The following is a 14,711-nucleotide window of genomic DNA, read 5'->3' as shown; positions in this document are numbered from 1 at the left end:
ATTAGGCTTCTTTTAATTATGCTGTTGTTGGATATGAAATTTCAATTAACTTGGCAGTATGGAGTGATTTCATCTGCTCTTGAATAATAATAGATTGATCTATTTTACGCTTTAAGAAGAACTCACGAATAGCTTCTAATTCTTCATCTTTGATAGCACGATATTTGTTTGAAATTAATAATTCATAATGTTTAGGTGCTTTTGTAAAAACGACATCGGTGTTGCCAGCTGAATAGACTTCCACTAATTTTGCATCTGTATTTTGGAGTTGATTTCGAACTAGTTCAGGATGACTACTGGTTGTATTAATTAGTCTCATAACTATTTTCCCCCTGATTCTTATTAGGTTTATTATAACACTATTTAGGAAGAAAGGTATGAATTATTTCCTAGAATGGTGATTTTTTTCCCAAGCTTGGACACCCCATCTATGGCTTCCTCGTTTTAGCTTTTCTTTAGCTTCTTGGATAGGAAACCAGGCTAGATGGTTGAAATCTTCTAGTGGCGCTTGCTCCTTATGATAGGCAGTAACTTCATAAATATAGGCGGGATTATAGTAGTAAGTATCACGGTGTCTAGAGTAAAAATATTCATCAGCTTGACCATAGTAATGGCCAATTGTTGCAGAATAACCTAATTCTTCAATTAACTCACGAGTTAAAGCTTCTAGGTGATTTTCATTTTCTTCAATTTCCCCACCTGGAAGAAACCAAGCACCATTAGGTGCCTGTACTAAAATAATTTTATCATGAGTTGGATTTGGAATAATAGCATAGACACCAAATCGTGACCTATAGTCTACATTATCTATTTTTTCACCGAAAGTAGGATTAGTCATAGTTCTCTCTCCTGATTGTGTTTTATGATTTTAAAAGCTTTAATTATTTTTTATTTATTATACTAAAATTTTTGGAATATTTCCTTAATAATTGTATTAAAATTTAAAGACGAGGTAGGAGAGAAACAGCTTTATAGAGGCTATTATTTTTTGAGAAGAGTGTGAAAAAAGGTTGAGTTTCTTACTCAACCTTTTGTACTTTCTTCAGTTTTTTTAGAAGATTTTATTATGATATTTCCATTGCTAGTCATAATAGCACGAAGTTCTTTTTCGCTTGGATTCTCAAGATAGTAATCTGTGATAGCATCTTCAATATGTTCTTGAATGGTACGACGTAATGGACGTGCTCCCATTTTTGGATCGTAACCTAAATCAACCAATTTTTCTTTCACTTTATCAGTGACATCTAGATGAATACCATTGATGGCGAGACGTGCATTAACGTCAGATAACATAATATCAACGATATTGAGGAGATTCTCTTTGTCTAAAGCCTTGAATTCAATAATACCGTCAAAGCGGTTCATAAATTCAGGGCTGAAGAAGTTACCTAGTTGACCTAGTACGGAATTCGTCCTACCTTCTCGTGAGGCACCAAAGCCAACGCTTGCTTCAGTTTTACCAGAACCAGCATTTGAGGTCATGATGATAATGGTATCTTTAAAACTAACAGTTCTTCCTTGTCCATCTGTTAATCGACCGTCATCAAGGACCTGCAAGAACATATGCATGACATCAGGATGAGCTTTTTCAATTTCATCTAGAAGGATGAGCGAGTAAGGATTTCGACGAACCTTTTCAGTTAATTGTCCAGCTTCCTCGTATCCCACGTATCCTGGAGGCGCTCCGACTAATTTAGCAACGGCATGCTTTTCCATGTACTCTGACATGTCAAAACGAATCATACTATCAGCTGAACCAAAGAGCTCAATTGCTAGTTGTTTAGAAAGTTCAGTTTTACCAACACCGGTTGGTCCTACAAATAAAAAGGAACCAATAGGACGGTTTGGGATACCAAGACCAACTCGATTACGACGAATAGCTTTTGCAATCTTAACGACAGCGTCATCCTGGCCGATCACATGTTGTTTCAAGTCATCTGCGAGATTAATTAATTGAGATTGTTCTTTTTCTTTTAAATCACCAACAGGGATATTCGTTTTTTCTTCAATGATGTGCTCAATTGTTTTTTCGGTAATAATAGGTGTATCTTGATCGTCGACCTTTTGTTGTTGCATTTCTTTATATTTTGCAATCTGGTCACGGAAGTAAGCTGCACGTTCGTAATCTTCTTCACGAGTCGCTTGCGCTTTTAAATTTTCTGCTTCAATGAGACGTTGATCAATTTCTTTTGGATCAACAAAATTTAGTGTTAGGTTCATTTTAGAACCAGCTTCATCTAATAAGTCTATTGCTTTATCAGGTAAAAAGCGGTCTTGGATATAACGATTAGATAGTACTGCAGCTGCTTCTATGGCATCATTATTATATTTTACGTGATGATAATCTTCGTATTTTTTTTGGATACCTTTCAAAATAGTAATGGTTTCTTCAACAGAAGGCTCATCGACTTTTACAGGTTGCATGCGGCGTTCTAAGGCAGCGTCCTTTTCGATAATACGATATTCATTGAGAGTAGTAGCACCTACTAGTTGTAATTCTCCACGTGCAAGGGCAGGTTTTAAAATATTACCTGCATCCATACTACCTTCGCCAGCTGTACCAGCTCCAACTATTTCGTGAATTTCATCTATGAATAGAATAACATCTTGACGTTGACGAATTTCTTCCATCAACTTTTGCATGCGTTCTTCAAATTGACCACGAATGCCCGTTCCTTGTACTAGACTCACAACATCCAAACGAATAACTTGTTTGCCTTGAAGTTTATGAGGCACATTACCATCAACAATTTTCTGAGCAAGTCCTTCAACAACAGCAGTTTTCCCTACGCCGGGTTCACCAATAAGTACAGGATTATTTTTTGTACGACGATTAAGGATTTCGATAACACGAATAATTTCTGAGTCACGTCCAATAACAGGGTCAATATCACCATGGCGGGCTATTTCAGTGACATTGATACCAAATTCTTCTAGAATCCCTTTGGCTTGAGGAGGAGTTGCAGTTTGGTTGCGATTATTATTTCGTCCATTACCGTTTCCTCCACCTCGGTTTCCTCCTGATTGTGTAGGAGGAGTGTTTGGTAAATCTTGGCCATTAAAGGCTCTGAAATTATTTAAATCTCCAAAGAAATCATCAAAGAAAGGATTGATGCCACCAGGCGCATGTGAAACATGATTTAAACCTGAAAAAAGTGGATTATTAGGGTCAGTTTTAATAATTTGGTAGCAATTTTGACAAAGATCAACTTGCTTTTGTTTTCCATTAACATTTGTATACAAATGAATAGTTGATTCGTTAAGTTTGCAGTTTTGACAGAGCATAGGCTACCCCTTTCTTATGACATTTAACTATTGATGTGTATATAGTCAAATATAGTCAAACTTTATGCTTTTATTATAGCACCTAAAGCCTAGAAATCAAGAAAAAAGTTCTGTTTTTAGCACTGAATATATTAGAGTGCTAAATTGAAAAATAGATGACTACTGAGAAAAATCGTTATTTGCGGATTTTAGACAATAAAATCGTTAAAAAGTTAGTAAAAATGTTGCTTTTCATGTTGCTTTGGTCACTTTTGTGTTAAAATAGAAAAGACTAGAAAATATATAGGAGTAAGTAAGATGGAATCACATTTAGTGAGAATCATCAATCGCCTCGAATTAATGGCGACTGATGGTGGTAATTTAAAACGTAATTTTGAACGTGAAGGTGTTGTTGTAGCAGAAGTATCTTTTAGTAATGACCCTGAAAACGGTCCTGTTTTCACATTACGTGATGTAGAAGCGCGTGAATCATATTCATTTGACAGCATTGACCTTATCGCAATGGAAATTTACGATTTATTATACTGATAATTATAAAAGACCTTGAAGGTCTTTTTTTATATCTAAATATACAGTAAAATAGAATAAAAACAAAAATATTTATTTAAACTTGTATTTTTATTCTTTGTGTGATAGACTATTGGCAATTACTTTTTTAGGAGATGTCAATGAATTTTTCATTTTTACCACAATATTGGTCCTATTTTAATTATGGTGTGATGGTAACCATTATGATTTCAACATGTGTTGTTTTTTTTGGAACTATTATAGGTGTGTTAATTGCTTTAGTAAAGCGTACTAATTTACATTTTCTCACAATATTAGCTAATTTCTATGTATGGGTATTTCGTGGGACACCGATGGTAGTTCAAATTATGATTGCTTTCGCATGGATGCATTTTAACAATTTACCAACGATTAGCTTTGGTGTTTTAGATTTAGATTTTACACGACTTTTACCTGGTATCATTATCATTTCCTTAAATAGTGGTGCCTATATTTCGGAAATTGTACGTGCAGGGATTGAGGCTGTACCATCTGGACAAATAGAAGCAGCTTACTCGTTGGGGATTCGACCTAAAAATACACTTCGCTATGTTATCTTACCCCAAGCTTTTAAAAATATTTTACCTGCTCTAGGGAATGAATTTATTACAATTATTAAAGATAGTGCTCTCCTTCAAACTATTGGTGTCATGGAATTATGGAACGGAGCACAATCAGTTGTAACGGCTACTTACTCACCAGTTGCACCGTTATTATTTGCAGCATTTTACTATTTAATGTTGACAACGATTCTCTCAGCTTTGTTAAAACAAATGGAGAAATATCTTGGGAAAGGGGTAAAAATAGATGGTTGAGCCAATTATTTCAATACAAGGACTTCATAAAAGTTTTGGGAAAAATGAGGTTTTAAAAGGCATTGACTTGGATATTCATCAAGGAGAAGTGGTGGTTATTATTGGCCCTTCTGGCTCTGGTAAGTCAACATTTTTAAGAACAATGAATCTCTTGGAAGTACCAACAAAGGGAACAGTGACTTTTGAAGGGATTGATATAACAGACAAAAAGAATGATATTTTTAAAATGCGCGAAAAAATGGGCATGGTTTTTCAACAGTTCAATCTATTTCCCAATATGACTGTACTAGAAAATATTACTTTATCACCTATTAAGACAAAGGGACTTTCTAAGCTTGATGCTCAGACAAAAGCATACGAGCTACTTGAAAAAGTTGGACTCAAAGAGAAGGCTAATGCTTATCCAGCTAGCTTATCTGGAGGGCAACAACAACGAATTGCTATTGCAAGAGGTCTTGCAATGAATCCTGATGTCCTTCTTTTTGATGAACCTACTTCAGCTCTTGATCCTGAAATGGTAGGTGAAGTCTTGACTGTTATGCAAGATTTAGCTAAATCTGGTATGACGATGGTTATTGTCACTCATGAAATGGGTTTTGCACGTGAAGTAGCGGATCGTGTCATTTTTATGGATGCAGGCATTATTGTTGAGCAAGGGACCCCTAAGGAAGTATTTGAGCAGACAAAAGAAATCCGCACAAGAGATTTCTTAAGTAAAGTATTATAATTTCATTGTCTAAAACAACTTGTTTTAGACTTTTATTATTCCATTGTTATGAGTAAATTGTTACTGTATTGTTTGGAAGTTGGTAAGTCTATATATAATGTAGATTAAGAGTGATAAGATGATGAAAAAAATTTAGATGTTTTAAATATATTAAGTTTGGTTAATTTATAAAATAAGTTGACTTTATAAGGTTAATTTGATACTATTCAGTTAGCTCCTGAAGAACTAAAATCTCTTATCATGGAGCTGATTTTTACCATTTTGGTCTTAGAATAGGATGTCTCATATGAATTATAAAGAGATTTATCAAGAGTGGTTAGAAAACGACTCACTCGGTAAAGATATTAAGTCAGATTTAGAAGCTATTAAAGGCGATGAATCTGAAATTCAGGATCGTTTTTACAAAACATTAGAATTTGGAACGGCGGGATTGAGAGGTAAACTTGGAGCAGGAACCAATCGTATGAATACTTATATGGTGGGGAAAGCAGCACAAGCATTAGCTAATACGATTATTGATCATGGCCCTGAAGCTATTGCACGTGGAATTGCAGTTAGTTATGATGTCCGTTATCAATCTAAGGAATTTGCAGAATTAACTTGTTCCATTATGGCAGCAAATGGTATTAAGTCTTATATTTATAAAGGGATTCGCCCAACACCAATGTGCTCATATGCTATTCGTGCTCTAGGATGTGTTTCGGGTGTGATGGTTACTGCTAGTCATAATCCTCAAGCTTATAATGGTTATAAGGCATATTGGAAAGAAGGATCTCAGATTTTAGATGATATTGCTGATCAAATTGCCAATCATATGGATGCTATAACCGATTATCAGCAAATTAGGCAAATACCCTTTGAAGAGGCTCTGGCAAGTGGTTTGGCAAGTTATATTGATGAGAGTATTGAAGAAGCATATAAAAAAGAAGTGCTTGGTTTAACCATTAATGATACTAACATTGATAAGTCAGTCCGAGTAGTTTATACTCCTTTAAATGGCGTAGGAAATTTACCTGTGCGCGAAGTTTTAAGACGCCGTGGTTTTGAAAATGTTTATGTGGTACCTGAGCAGGAAATGCCCGATCCTGATTTTACAACGGTTGGCTATCCAAACCCTGAAGTTCCTAAAGCATTTGCCTATTCAGAATCTCTAGGAAAGTCAGTTGATGCAGATATCTTACTTGCCACAGATCCAGATTGTGACCGAGTAGCATTGGAAGTCAAAGATAGTAAGGGAGAATATATTTTCTTAAATGGTAATAAGATAGGGGCACTTCTTTCCTATTATATTTTTTCACAACGATGTGCCTTAGGGAATTTGCCACATCATCCTGTATTGGTAAAATCCATTGTAACTGGTGATCTATCAAAAGTTATTGCAGATAAATATAATATTGAAACTGTTGAAACTTTAACCGGATTTAAAAATATTTGTGGAAAAGCTAATGAATATGATATCTCAAAGGATAAAACTTATCTCTTTGGCTATGAAGAAAGTATTGGTTTTTGCTATGGCACTTTTGTACGTGATAAAGATGCTGTGAGTGCTTCAATGATGGTAGTAGAAATGACTGCCTATTATAAAGAACGAGGGCAAACACTTTTAGACGTTTTGCAAACCATTTACGATGAATTTGGCTATTACAACGAGCGCCAATTTTCTCTTGAGTTAGAGGGTGCTGAGGGGCAAGAACGTATTAGTCGTATTATGGAGGATTTTAGACAGGACCCAATATTACAAGTAGGTGAGATGAGATTGGAGAATTCTATTGATTTCAAGGATGGTTATAAGGATTTTCCAAAGCAAAATTGTTTAAAATATTATTTTAATGAGGGTTCATGGTATGCTTTAAGGCCGTCAGGGACGGAACCTAAGATAAAATGTTACCTTTATACGATTGGTTGTACAGAAGCAGATAGTTTATCGAAACTTAATGCAATTGAGTCGGCTTGTCGTGCTAAAATGAATAGTACTAAATAAGTCATATGTAAAAAGGCGATGAGGGATTCATTGCCTTTTCTATTGATTAAAATTGATACAAAATGAATAGCGATATAAAATAGCATAATCGCTATTTTTTGATATAATATAGAAAAAACGGATGAAGAAGGAGTATCAATGACTGAATTAATAGATGGTAAAGCCTTATCACAAAAAATGCAGGCTGAGTTAGGGCGAAAAGTTGAAAGGTTAAAGGAACAGCATGGTATCATACCTGGTTTAGCTGTAATCCTTGTTGGGGATAATCCAGCTAGCCAAGTGTACGTTCGAAATAAAGAACGCTCTGCATTAGAAGCTGGTTTTAAAAGTGAGACTTTACGATTATCTGAATCCATTTCTCAAGAAGAACTAATTGATATTATCCATCAATACAATGAAGATAAAAGTATCCATGGTATTTTAGTTCAACTTCCGTTACCACAACATATTAACGATAAAAAAATTATTTTAGCAATAGATCCTAAGAAAGATGTTGATGGTTTCCACCCAATGAATACGGGTCATCTTTGGTCAGGACGACCGATGATGGTACCTTGTACGCCAGCTGGTATTATGGAGATGTTTAGAGAGTACCATGTGGATTTAGAGGGAAAACATGCTGTTATCATCGGAAGGTCCAATATTGTTGGTAAGCCAATGGCACAACTTCTCCTTGATAAAAACGCAACAGTTACTTTGACACATTCAAGAACTCGAAACCTTTCTGAGGTAACAAAGGAGGCTGATATCCTTATTGTTGCGATTGGTCAGGGGCACTTTGTTACAAAAGACTTCGTTAAAGAAGGTGCTGTGGTGATTGATGTTGGTATGAATCGCGATGAAAATGGTAAATTGATTGGAGACGTTGTATTTGAACAAGTGGCAGAAGTTGCTAGTATGATAACACCTGTTCCTGGGGGCGTAGGACCTATGACGATTACAATGCTTTTGGAACAAACTTATCAAGCAGCTCTTAGAAGTGTGAGTCTATGATTGTTGGTGAACAAGAAGCGAGGGCGTTAATTAAGCCACGCCCTAAATCAAGCCATAAAGGTGATTATGGTAGTGTTCTTCTGATAGGAGGTTTTTATCCCTATGGAGGTGCTATTATAATGGCAGCTTTGGCCTGTGTCAAAACTGGTGCAGGATTAGTTACTGTAGCAACCCAAAGTTGCAATATCCCCTCTTTGCATAGTCAACTGCCAGAGGTAATGGCGTTTGATAGTGATGATTACAAATGGTTGGAAAAATCAATTGTTCAAAGTGATGTTATTGTAATTGGTCCTGGATTAGGAGTATCAGAATCATCTCGAAAAATCTTGAACCAGACCATGGAGAAGATTCAATCACATCAAAGTGTCATCATTGATGGATCAGCCTTGACTCTGTTATCAGAAGGTGCGTTTCCGCAAACAAAGGCTAAAAATTTAGTGTTGACACCTCATCAAAAAGAATGGGAGCGATTGTCAGGTATTGCTGTATCGCAACAGACAAAAGAAAATACCCAAACCGCTCTTAAGTCTTTTCCCAAAGGAACGATCTTAGTCGCTAAGAGTTCGCATACGCGTATTTTTCAAGATTTAGACGAAAAAGAAATTATAGTAGGAGGTCCTTACCAGGCGACTGGAGGGATGGGGGATACTTTGTGTGGTATGATTGCAGGTATGTTAGCGCAATTTAAAGAAGCCTCTCCTCTAGATAAGGTATCAGTGGGAGTTTATCTACATTCGGCAATTGCTCAAGAATTATCTAAAGAAGCCTACGTTGTTCTACCGACAACGATTAGTGATGAGATTCCAAAAGAAATGGCTAGACTATCTAAATAAAAAATAAGTAGAGAGGTGTTAGCATGACACTTCTTTTGCTTTATCGAGCTATTTGTAGAGCAAATAGGTATTTTTTAAGTTTTTTTGGTATAATGAAGTTAATAAAACTCTCATGAGGAGGTGCTATGTCAGACTATTTATCCGTGTCGACACTGACTAAGTATTTAAAATTAAAATTTGACAAAGACCCTTATTTAGAGAGGGTTTATTTAACTGGGCAAGTGTCTAATTTTCGTCGTCGCCCAAACCATCAATACTTCTCTTTAAAAGATGATAAATCAGTCATTCAGGCGACAATGTGGTCAGGTCAATTCAAAAAACTGGGTTTTGAATTAGAGGAAGGGATGAAGGTTAATGTAGTTGGCCGTGTTCAACTTTATGAACCAAGCGGCTCCTACTCTATTATTGTTGAAAAAGCAGAACCGGATGGTATAGGAGCTCTTGCTATCCAATTTGAACAACTAAAGAAGAAACTCTCTCAATCAGGTTACTTTGATGATCGTCATAAGCAATTAATTCCTCAATTTGTTAGAAAAATAGGAGTTGTGACTAGTCCAAGTGGAGCTGTTATTCGGGATATTATTACAACAGTATCTCGTCGATTCCCAGGAGTGGAAATATTACTTTTCCCCACAAAAGTTCAAGGAGAGGGCGCAGCTCAGGAGATAGCACAAACTATTGCTTTAGCTAACGAGAAAAAGGATTTGGATCTATTAATTGTTGGCCGTGGGGGAGGTTCTATTGAGGACTTATGGGCATTTAATGAAGAATGTGTTGTAGAAGCTATTTTTGAATCTCGTCTTCCCGTTATTTCTAGTGTCGGACATGAAACTGATACAACTTTAGCAGATTTTGTAGCCGATCGCAGAGCAGCAACTCCAACTGCAGCAGCTGAGCTTGCTACACCGGTTACTAAAATTGATATCTTGTCTTGGATTACTGAACGTGAAAATAGAATGTATCAGTCTAGCCTTCGTCTTATCAGGACAAAAGAGGAGAGGTTGCAAAAATCAAAGCAATCAGTTATTTTTAGGCAACCAGAGCGTCTATATGATGGTTTCCTTCAAAAATTAGATAACCTAAATCAGCAGTTAACATATTCTATGCGTGATAAACTACAAACAGTAAGACAAAAGCAAGGTTTGCTTCATCAAAAACTGCAAGGCATAGATTTAAAACAGCGTATTCATATTTACCAAGAGCGTGTTGTGCAAAGTAGACGACTATTATCAAGTACAATGACTAGTCAGTATGACAGCAAGCTAGCACGTTTTGAAAAGGCTCAAGATGCGCTTATATCATTGGATAGTTCTAGAATTGTAGCGCGTGGTTACGCTATTATCGAAAAAAACCATACTTTAGTATCTACTACTAATGGAATAAATGAAGGAGATCATTTGCAAGTTAAGATGCAAGATGGTCTTTTAGAAGTTGAGGTGAAGGATGTCAGACAAGAAAACATTTGAAGAAAATTTACAGGAATTAGAGACAATTGTCTCACGTTTAGAAACAGGTGATGTTGCCTTAGAAGATGCCATTGCTGAATTTCAAAAAGGAATGCTTATTTCAAAAGAGTTACAAAGAACTTTAAAAGAAGCTGAAGAGACGCTTGTAAAAGTGATGCAAGCTGACGGAACGGAAGTAGAAATGGATACTTGATGGTTACTATTGAAAAAATTGATGAAGCTATTCATCGTTATTACAAACAGACACATAGTGTCGTTTCTCCTGATTTGATTAAGGCTATCCTCTACTCAGTTGATGGAGGTGGGAAACGTATTCGTCCACGCATCCTTTTAGAAATTTTAGAGGGATTTGGAGTTGAACTAATAGATGGTCATTATGATGTGGCTGCTGCTTTGGAGATGATTCACACCGGCTCTTTAATCCATGATGATTTACCGGCGATGGATAATGATGATTTTCGTCGTGGCCGCTTAACAAACCATAAAAAGTTTGATGAAGCTACAGCGGTTTTAGCTGGAGATTCCCTTTTTTTAGACCCATTTGATTTAGTTGTAAAAGCTGGTTTTAAAGCTGATGTTACTGTTAGGTTAATAGAGTTATTGTCTATGTCTGCGGGTAGTTTTGGCATGGTTGGTGGACAAATGTTAGATATGAAGGGAGAAAACAAAGTTTTATCTATTGACGATTTAAGCTTGATTCATATTAATAAAACGGGACGCCTGTTAGCTTATCCCTTTGTTGCAGCAGGTATTTTAGCTGAGAAGTCGGAAGAAGTAAAAGGAAAACTGCATCAAGCTGGCCTTTTAATCGGTCATGCTTTTCAAGTACGTGATGATATTTTAGATGTGACTGCTAGTTTTGAAGAATTGGGGAAGACACCAAATAAAGACATTGTAGCAGAAAAGACAACTTATCCAAATTTATTGGGTTTGGATAAGTCACAGGAAATACTTGATGATACTTTGAAAAAAGCTCAGGCAATTTTTCAAAATCTAGAGAAAAAAGCTAACTTTAATGCTAGAAAAATAATAGATATAATAGAGGGATTACGGTTGAATGGCTAAAGAGAGGGTAGATGTTCTTGCCTATAAACAGGGACTTTTTGATACACGAGAGCAAGCGAAACGTGGTGTTATGGCAGGAATGGTGATTAACGTTATCAATGGAGAACGTTATGATAAACCAGGTGAAAAGGTTGCAGACGATACTGAATTAAAACTAAAAGGTGAAAAACTAAAATATGTTAGTAGAGGTGGATTGAAATTAGAAAAAGCTTTACAAGTTTTTGAAATTTCAGTTGCAGATAAGCTAACTATAGATATTGGCGCCTCTACGGGTGGTTTTACTGATGTTATGCTACAATCAGGAGCGCGTTTAGTTTACGCAGTAGATGTAGGAACAAATCAATTAGTTTGGAAGTTACGTCAGGATCATCGTGTTCGTTCTATGGAACAATATAATTTTAGGTATGCCCAAAAAGAAGATTTCAAGGAGGGACTGCCTGAATTTGCATCGATAGATGTCTCATTTATCTCTCTTAATTTGATTTTACCAGCTCTAAAAGAAATTTTAGTGGATGGTGGACAAGTAGTGGCATTAATTAAACCACAATTTGAAGCAGGTCGTGAGCAAATTGGTAAAAATGGTATTGTCAAAGACAAGTTGGTTCATGAAAAGGTTTTGACAACAGTGACCAATTTCACGAAAGATTATGGATATACGGTTAAACATCTTGATTTTTCGCCCATTCAAGGTGGACATGGAAATATTGAGTTTTTAATGCATTTGCAAAAGTGTCAAGATCCACAAAATCTTGTGCTTGACCAAATACAAGATGTTATAGAAAAAGCACATAAGGAATTTAAGAAAAATGAAGAAGAGTGAACGTTTAAATTTAATTAAGCAAATTGTTCTTAACCATGCTGTTGAAACACAACATGAGTTGTTACGCAGATTGGAAGCTTATGGGGTAACTCTAACTCAAGCAACTATTTCACGTGATATGAATGAAATTGGCATTATAAAAGTGCCATCAGCAAAAGGTCGCTATATTTACGGTTTGTCAAATGAAAACGATCCTATCTTTACAACTGCTGTGGCAAAGCCTATTAAAACAAGTATTTTATCAATATCAGATAAGCTACTAGGTTTAGAGCAATTTATCAATATTAATGTCATACCAGGTAACAGTCAATTAATTAAAACCTTCATAATGTCACATTGTCAAGAACATATTTTTAGTTTGACAGCTGACGATAATAGTCTCCTTTTGATTGCAAAATCAGAAGCAGATGCTGATCACATTCGTCAATCAATGATTGCAATGTTGGAGAAAAAAGATTAGTAGAGGACCTTATGCTTTTAGAAATTTCTATTAAGAATTTCGCTATTATCGAAGAAATTTCACTTAATTTTGAAACAGGAATGACTGTTTTAACTGGTGAGACTGGTGCAGGGAAATCTATCATTATTGATGCTATGAATATGATGTTAGGATCCCGTGCTAGCGTTGAAGTGATTCGCCATGGTGCTAACAAAGCAGAAATTGAAGGATTTTTCTCTGTTGAAAAAAATCAATCATTAGTCCAATTATTGGAAGAAAATGGCATTGAATTAGCAGATGAATTAATTATTCGCCGAGAAATCTTTCAAAATGGGCGCAGCGTTAGTCGAATTAATGGGCAAATGGTGAATTTGTCAACACTAAAAGCTGTGGGGCATTATTTGGTAGACATTCATGGTCAGCATGACCAAGAGGAACTAATGAAACCTAACATGCACATTCTGATGTTAGATGAATTTGGTAATACAGAATTTAATGTCATAAAAGAACGTTATCAAAGTCTTTTTGATGCTTATCGTCAGCTTCGTAAACGCGTATTGGATAAGCAAAAAAATGAACAAGAGAATAAATCACGTATTGAAATGCTAGAATTTCAAATAGCAGAAATTGAGTCTGTAGCCCTTAAATCAGATGAAGACCAAACGCTACTCAAGCAACGTGATAAATTAATGAATCATAAGAATATTGCAGATACTTTGACAAATGCATATCTTATGTTAGATAACGAAGAGTTTTCAAGTTTATCGAATGTTCGTTCTGCAATGAATGACCTTATGGCTTTAGAAGAATTTGATCGAGAATATAAAGATCTTTCCACCAATCTTTCAGAAGCTTACTACGTTATTGAAGAAGTTACTAAACGTTTAGGTGACGTTATCGATGATTTAGATTTTGACGCTGGTTTACTACAAGAAATTGAAAATAGACTAGATGTTATTAACACAATAACGCGAAAATATGGCGGTGATGTGAATGATGTTTTAGACTATTTTGATAACATTACTAAAGAATATAGTCTATTGACAGGTAGTGAAGAGTCCTCAGATGCTTTAGAAAAAGAATTAAAGATTTTAGAACACGATTTGATTGAATCAGCAAATCAATTAAGTTTAGAGCGCCATAAGCTAGCTAAACAATTGGAAAATGAAATCAAACAAGAATTAACAGAGCTTTATATGGAGAAAGCTGGTTTCCAAGTTCAATTTACAAAAGGAAAATTTAATAAAGAAGGGAACGAAATCGTTGAATTTTATATTTCAACGAATCCCGGAGAGGGCTTTAAGCCATTGGTAAAAGTGGCTTCAGGAGGAGAGTTATCTCGATTGATGTTAGCTATTAAATCTGCTTTTTCACGTAAGGAAGATAAAACTTCCATTGTATTTGATGAGGTGGATACAGGAGTTTCTGGTCGCGTGGCCCAGGCTATCGCTCAAAAAATTCACAAGATTGGTAGTCATGGACAAGTTTTAGCAATTTCTCATTTAGCTCAGGTTATTGCAATAGCGGATTACCAATATTTTATTGAAAAAATTTCCAGTGACTCTTCAACAGTTTCAACGGTAAGGCTTTTAAGCTATGAAGAACGTGTAGAAGAAATCGCTAAAATGTTGGCAGGAAACAATGTAACAGACACTGCACGTACTCAAGCTAAAGAATTACTTGGTAGTTAACTTTGGTAACGTCTTTAAAAAGCTAACATTGTTAGGAGAAATTAATGTTG

Annotated in this window: 15 protein-coding genes; 12 read left to right on the top strand and 3 right to left on the bottom strand. The window is 35.7% G+C overall.

Annotated elements, in window-relative coordinates; genetic code table 11:
* Window positions 1–16: 16 nt before the first annotated feature.
* From HMPREF2818_RS09375 to HMPREF2818_RS09365, 3 genes are all read right to left on the bottom strand, one after another.
* Complete coding sequence (locus tag HMPREF2818_RS09375) at window positions 17–319, bottom strand: DUF1827 family protein (protein ID WP_001237035.1); 303 nt, start codon at window positions 317–319, stop codon at window positions 17–19.
* A gap of 63 nt (window positions 320–382) precedes the next feature.
* Window positions 383–838 (bottom strand): NUDIX hydrolase, encoded by a 456-nt coding sequence (locus HMPREF2818_RS09370; protein WP_000184290.1) that lies wholly within the window; start codon window positions 836–838, stop codon window positions 383–385.
* A gap of 185 nt (window positions 839–1,023) precedes the next feature.
* On the bottom strand, window positions 1,024–3,285 hold the full coding sequence (locus HMPREF2818_RS09365; protein WP_000882546.1) for an ATP-dependent Clp protease ATP-binding subunit: 2,262 nt from the start codon (window positions 3,283–3,285) through the stop codon (window positions 1,024–1,026).
* Between the two features lie 297 nt (window positions 3,286–3,582).
* Here HMPREF2818_RS09365 and HMPREF2818_RS09360 point away from each other — a divergent pair, with 297 nt between their 5' ends.
* The 12 genes from HMPREF2818_RS09360 (at window position 3,583) to recN (ending at window position 14,661) form a co-directional block, all read left to right on the top strand.
* Window positions 3,583–3,813, top strand: a complete 231-nt coding sequence (locus HMPREF2818_RS09360; protein ID WP_000443582.1) for a DUF1797 family protein — start codon at window positions 3,583–3,585, stop codon at window positions 3,811–3,813.
* A gap of 140 nt (window positions 3,814–3,953) precedes the next feature.
* Window positions 3,954–4,646, top strand: coding sequence for an amino acid ABC transporter permease (locus HMPREF2818_RS09355; protein ID WP_001011647.1), 693 nt, complete (start codon window positions 3,954–3,956; stop codon window positions 4,644–4,646).
* Window positions 4,639–5,373: an amino acid ABC transporter ATP-binding protein gene (locus tag HMPREF2818_RS09350; protein ID WP_000230128.1), complete on the top strand. Its 735-nt coding sequence runs from the start codon at window positions 4,639–4,641 to the stop codon at window positions 5,371–5,373. The genes HMPREF2818_RS09355 and HMPREF2818_RS09350 overlap by 8 nt, the downstream gene beginning before the upstream one ends.
* Before the next feature lie 286 nt (window positions 5,374–5,659).
* Window positions 5,660–7,354, top strand: coding sequence for a phospho-sugar mutase (locus HMPREF2818_RS09345; RefSeq protein ID WP_001106854.1), 1,695 nt, complete (start codon window positions 5,660–5,662; stop codon window positions 7,352–7,354).
* A gap of 138 nt (window positions 7,355–7,492) precedes the next feature.
* Complete coding sequence (locus HMPREF2818_RS09340; RefSeq protein ID WP_000137498.1) at window positions 7,493–8,347, top strand: bifunctional methylenetetrahydrofolate dehydrogenase/methenyltetrahydrofolate cyclohydrolase; 855 nt, start codon at window positions 7,493–7,495, stop codon at window positions 8,345–8,347.
* A complete protein-coding gene (locus HMPREF2818_RS09335; RefSeq protein WP_000634978.1) occupies window positions 8,344–9,180 on the top strand; it encodes an NAD(P)H-hydrate dehydratase in 837 nt (278 codons plus the stop codon). Before HMPREF2818_RS09340 ends, HMPREF2818_RS09335 begins: the two co-directional genes overlap by 4 nt.
* Before the next feature lie 125 nt (window positions 9,181–9,305).
* On the top strand, window positions 9,306–10,646 hold the full coding sequence (xseA, locus tag HMPREF2818_RS09330; protein WP_001286947.1) for an exodeoxyribonuclease VII large subunit: 1,341 nt from the start codon (window positions 9,306–9,308) through the stop codon (window positions 10,644–10,646).
* Complete coding sequence (locus tag HMPREF2818_RS09325; RefSeq protein ID WP_001280900.1) at window positions 10,624–10,839, top strand: exodeoxyribonuclease VII small subunit; 216 nt, start codon at window positions 10,624–10,626, stop codon at window positions 10,837–10,839. Before xseA ends, HMPREF2818_RS09325 begins: the two co-directional genes overlap by 23 nt.
* Entirely contained in the window at window positions 10,839–11,711 is an 873-nt protein-coding gene (locus tag HMPREF2818_RS09320) for a polyprenyl synthetase family protein (protein ID WP_000256279.1), read from the top strand. Before HMPREF2818_RS09325 ends, HMPREF2818_RS09320 begins: the two co-directional genes overlap by 1 nt.
* On the top strand, window positions 11,704–12,531 hold the full coding sequence (locus tag HMPREF2818_RS09315; protein WP_001041040.1) for a TlyA family rRNA (cytidine-2'-O)-methyltransferase: 828 nt from the start codon (window positions 11,704–11,706) through the stop codon (window positions 12,529–12,531). Before HMPREF2818_RS09320 ends, HMPREF2818_RS09315 begins: the two co-directional genes overlap by 8 nt.
* Complete coding sequence (locus HMPREF2818_RS09310; protein ID WP_000747940.1) at window positions 12,518–12,991, top strand: arginine repressor; 474 nt, start codon at window positions 12,518–12,520, stop codon at window positions 12,989–12,991. Before HMPREF2818_RS09315 ends, HMPREF2818_RS09310 begins: the two co-directional genes overlap by 14 nt.
* Window positions 12,992–13,002: 11 nt before the next feature.
* Window positions 13,003–14,661: a DNA repair protein RecN gene (recN, locus tag HMPREF2818_RS09305; RefSeq protein ID WP_070508736.1), complete on the top strand. Its 1,659-nt coding sequence runs from the start codon at window positions 13,003–13,005 to the stop codon at window positions 14,659–14,661.
* The last annotated feature ends 50 nt before the right edge of the window (window positions 14,662–14,711 follow it).

It is taken from the genome of Streptococcus sp. HMSC076H09 (assembly GCF_001811765.1).
GTDB classification, from domain to species: Bacteria; Bacillota; Bacilli; order Lactobacillales; family Streptococcaceae; genus Streptococcus; species Streptococcus agalactiae.
This window is presented reverse-complemented; position numbering and strand designations above follow the sequence as displayed.

What these genes read in the sequence shown, in the direction of transcription:
- HMPREF2818_RS09375 (WP_001237035.1), bottom strand. Translation starts at nt 319, where the DNA reads ATGAGACTAATTAATACAACCAGTAGTCATCCTGAACTAGTTCGAAAT.
- HMPREF2818_RS09370 (WP_000184290.1), bottom strand. Translation starts at nt 838, where the DNA reads ATGACTAATCCTACTTTCGGTGAAAAAATAGATAATGTAGACTATAGG.
- HMPREF2818_RS09365 (WP_000882546.1), bottom strand. Translation starts at nt 3,285, where the DNA reads ATGCTCTGTCAAAACTGCAAACTTAACGAATCAACTATTCATTTGTAT.
- HMPREF2818_RS09360 (WP_000443582.1), top strand. Translation starts at nt 3,583, where the DNA reads ATGGAATCACATTTAGTGAGAATCATCAATCGCCTCGAATTAATGGCG.
- HMPREF2818_RS09355 (WP_001011647.1), top strand. Translation starts at nt 3,954, where the DNA reads ATGAATTTTTCATTTTTACCACAATATTGGTCCTATTTTAATTATGGT.
- HMPREF2818_RS09350 (WP_000230128.1), top strand. Translation starts at nt 4,639, where the DNA reads ATGGTTGAGCCAATTATTTCAATACAAGGACTTCATAAAAGTTTTGGG.
- HMPREF2818_RS09345 (WP_001106854.1), top strand. Translation starts at nt 5,660, where the DNA reads ATGAATTATAAAGAGATTTATCAAGAGTGGTTAGAAAACGACTCACTC.
- HMPREF2818_RS09340 (WP_000137498.1), top strand. Translation starts at nt 7,493, where the DNA reads ATGACTGAATTAATAGATGGTAAAGCCTTATCACAAAAAATGCAGGCT.
- HMPREF2818_RS09335 (WP_000634978.1), top strand. Translation starts at nt 8,344, where the DNA reads ATGATTGTTGGTGAACAAGAAGCGAGGGCGTTAATTAAGCCACGCCCT.
- xseA (WP_001286947.1), top strand. Translation starts at nt 9,306, where the DNA reads ATGTCAGACTATTTATCCGTGTCGACACTGACTAAGTATTTAAAATTA.
- HMPREF2818_RS09325 (WP_001280900.1), top strand. Translation starts at nt 10,624, where the DNA reads ATGTCAGACAAGAAAACATTTGAAGAAAATTTACAGGAATTAGAGACA.
- HMPREF2818_RS09320 (WP_000256279.1), top strand. Translation starts at nt 10,839, where the DNA reads ATGGTTACTATTGAAAAAATTGATGAAGCTATTCATCGTTATTACAAA.
- HMPREF2818_RS09315 (WP_001041040.1), top strand. Translation starts at nt 11,704, where the DNA reads ATGGCTAAAGAGAGGGTAGATGTTCTTGCCTATAAACAGGGACTTTTT.
- HMPREF2818_RS09310 (WP_000747940.1), top strand. Translation starts at nt 12,518, where the DNA reads ATGAAGAAGAGTGAACGTTTAAATTTAATTAAGCAAATTGTTCTTAAC.
- recN (WP_070508736.1), top strand. Translation starts at nt 13,003, where the DNA reads ATGCTTTTAGAAATTTCTATTAAGAATTTCGCTATTATCGAAGAAATT.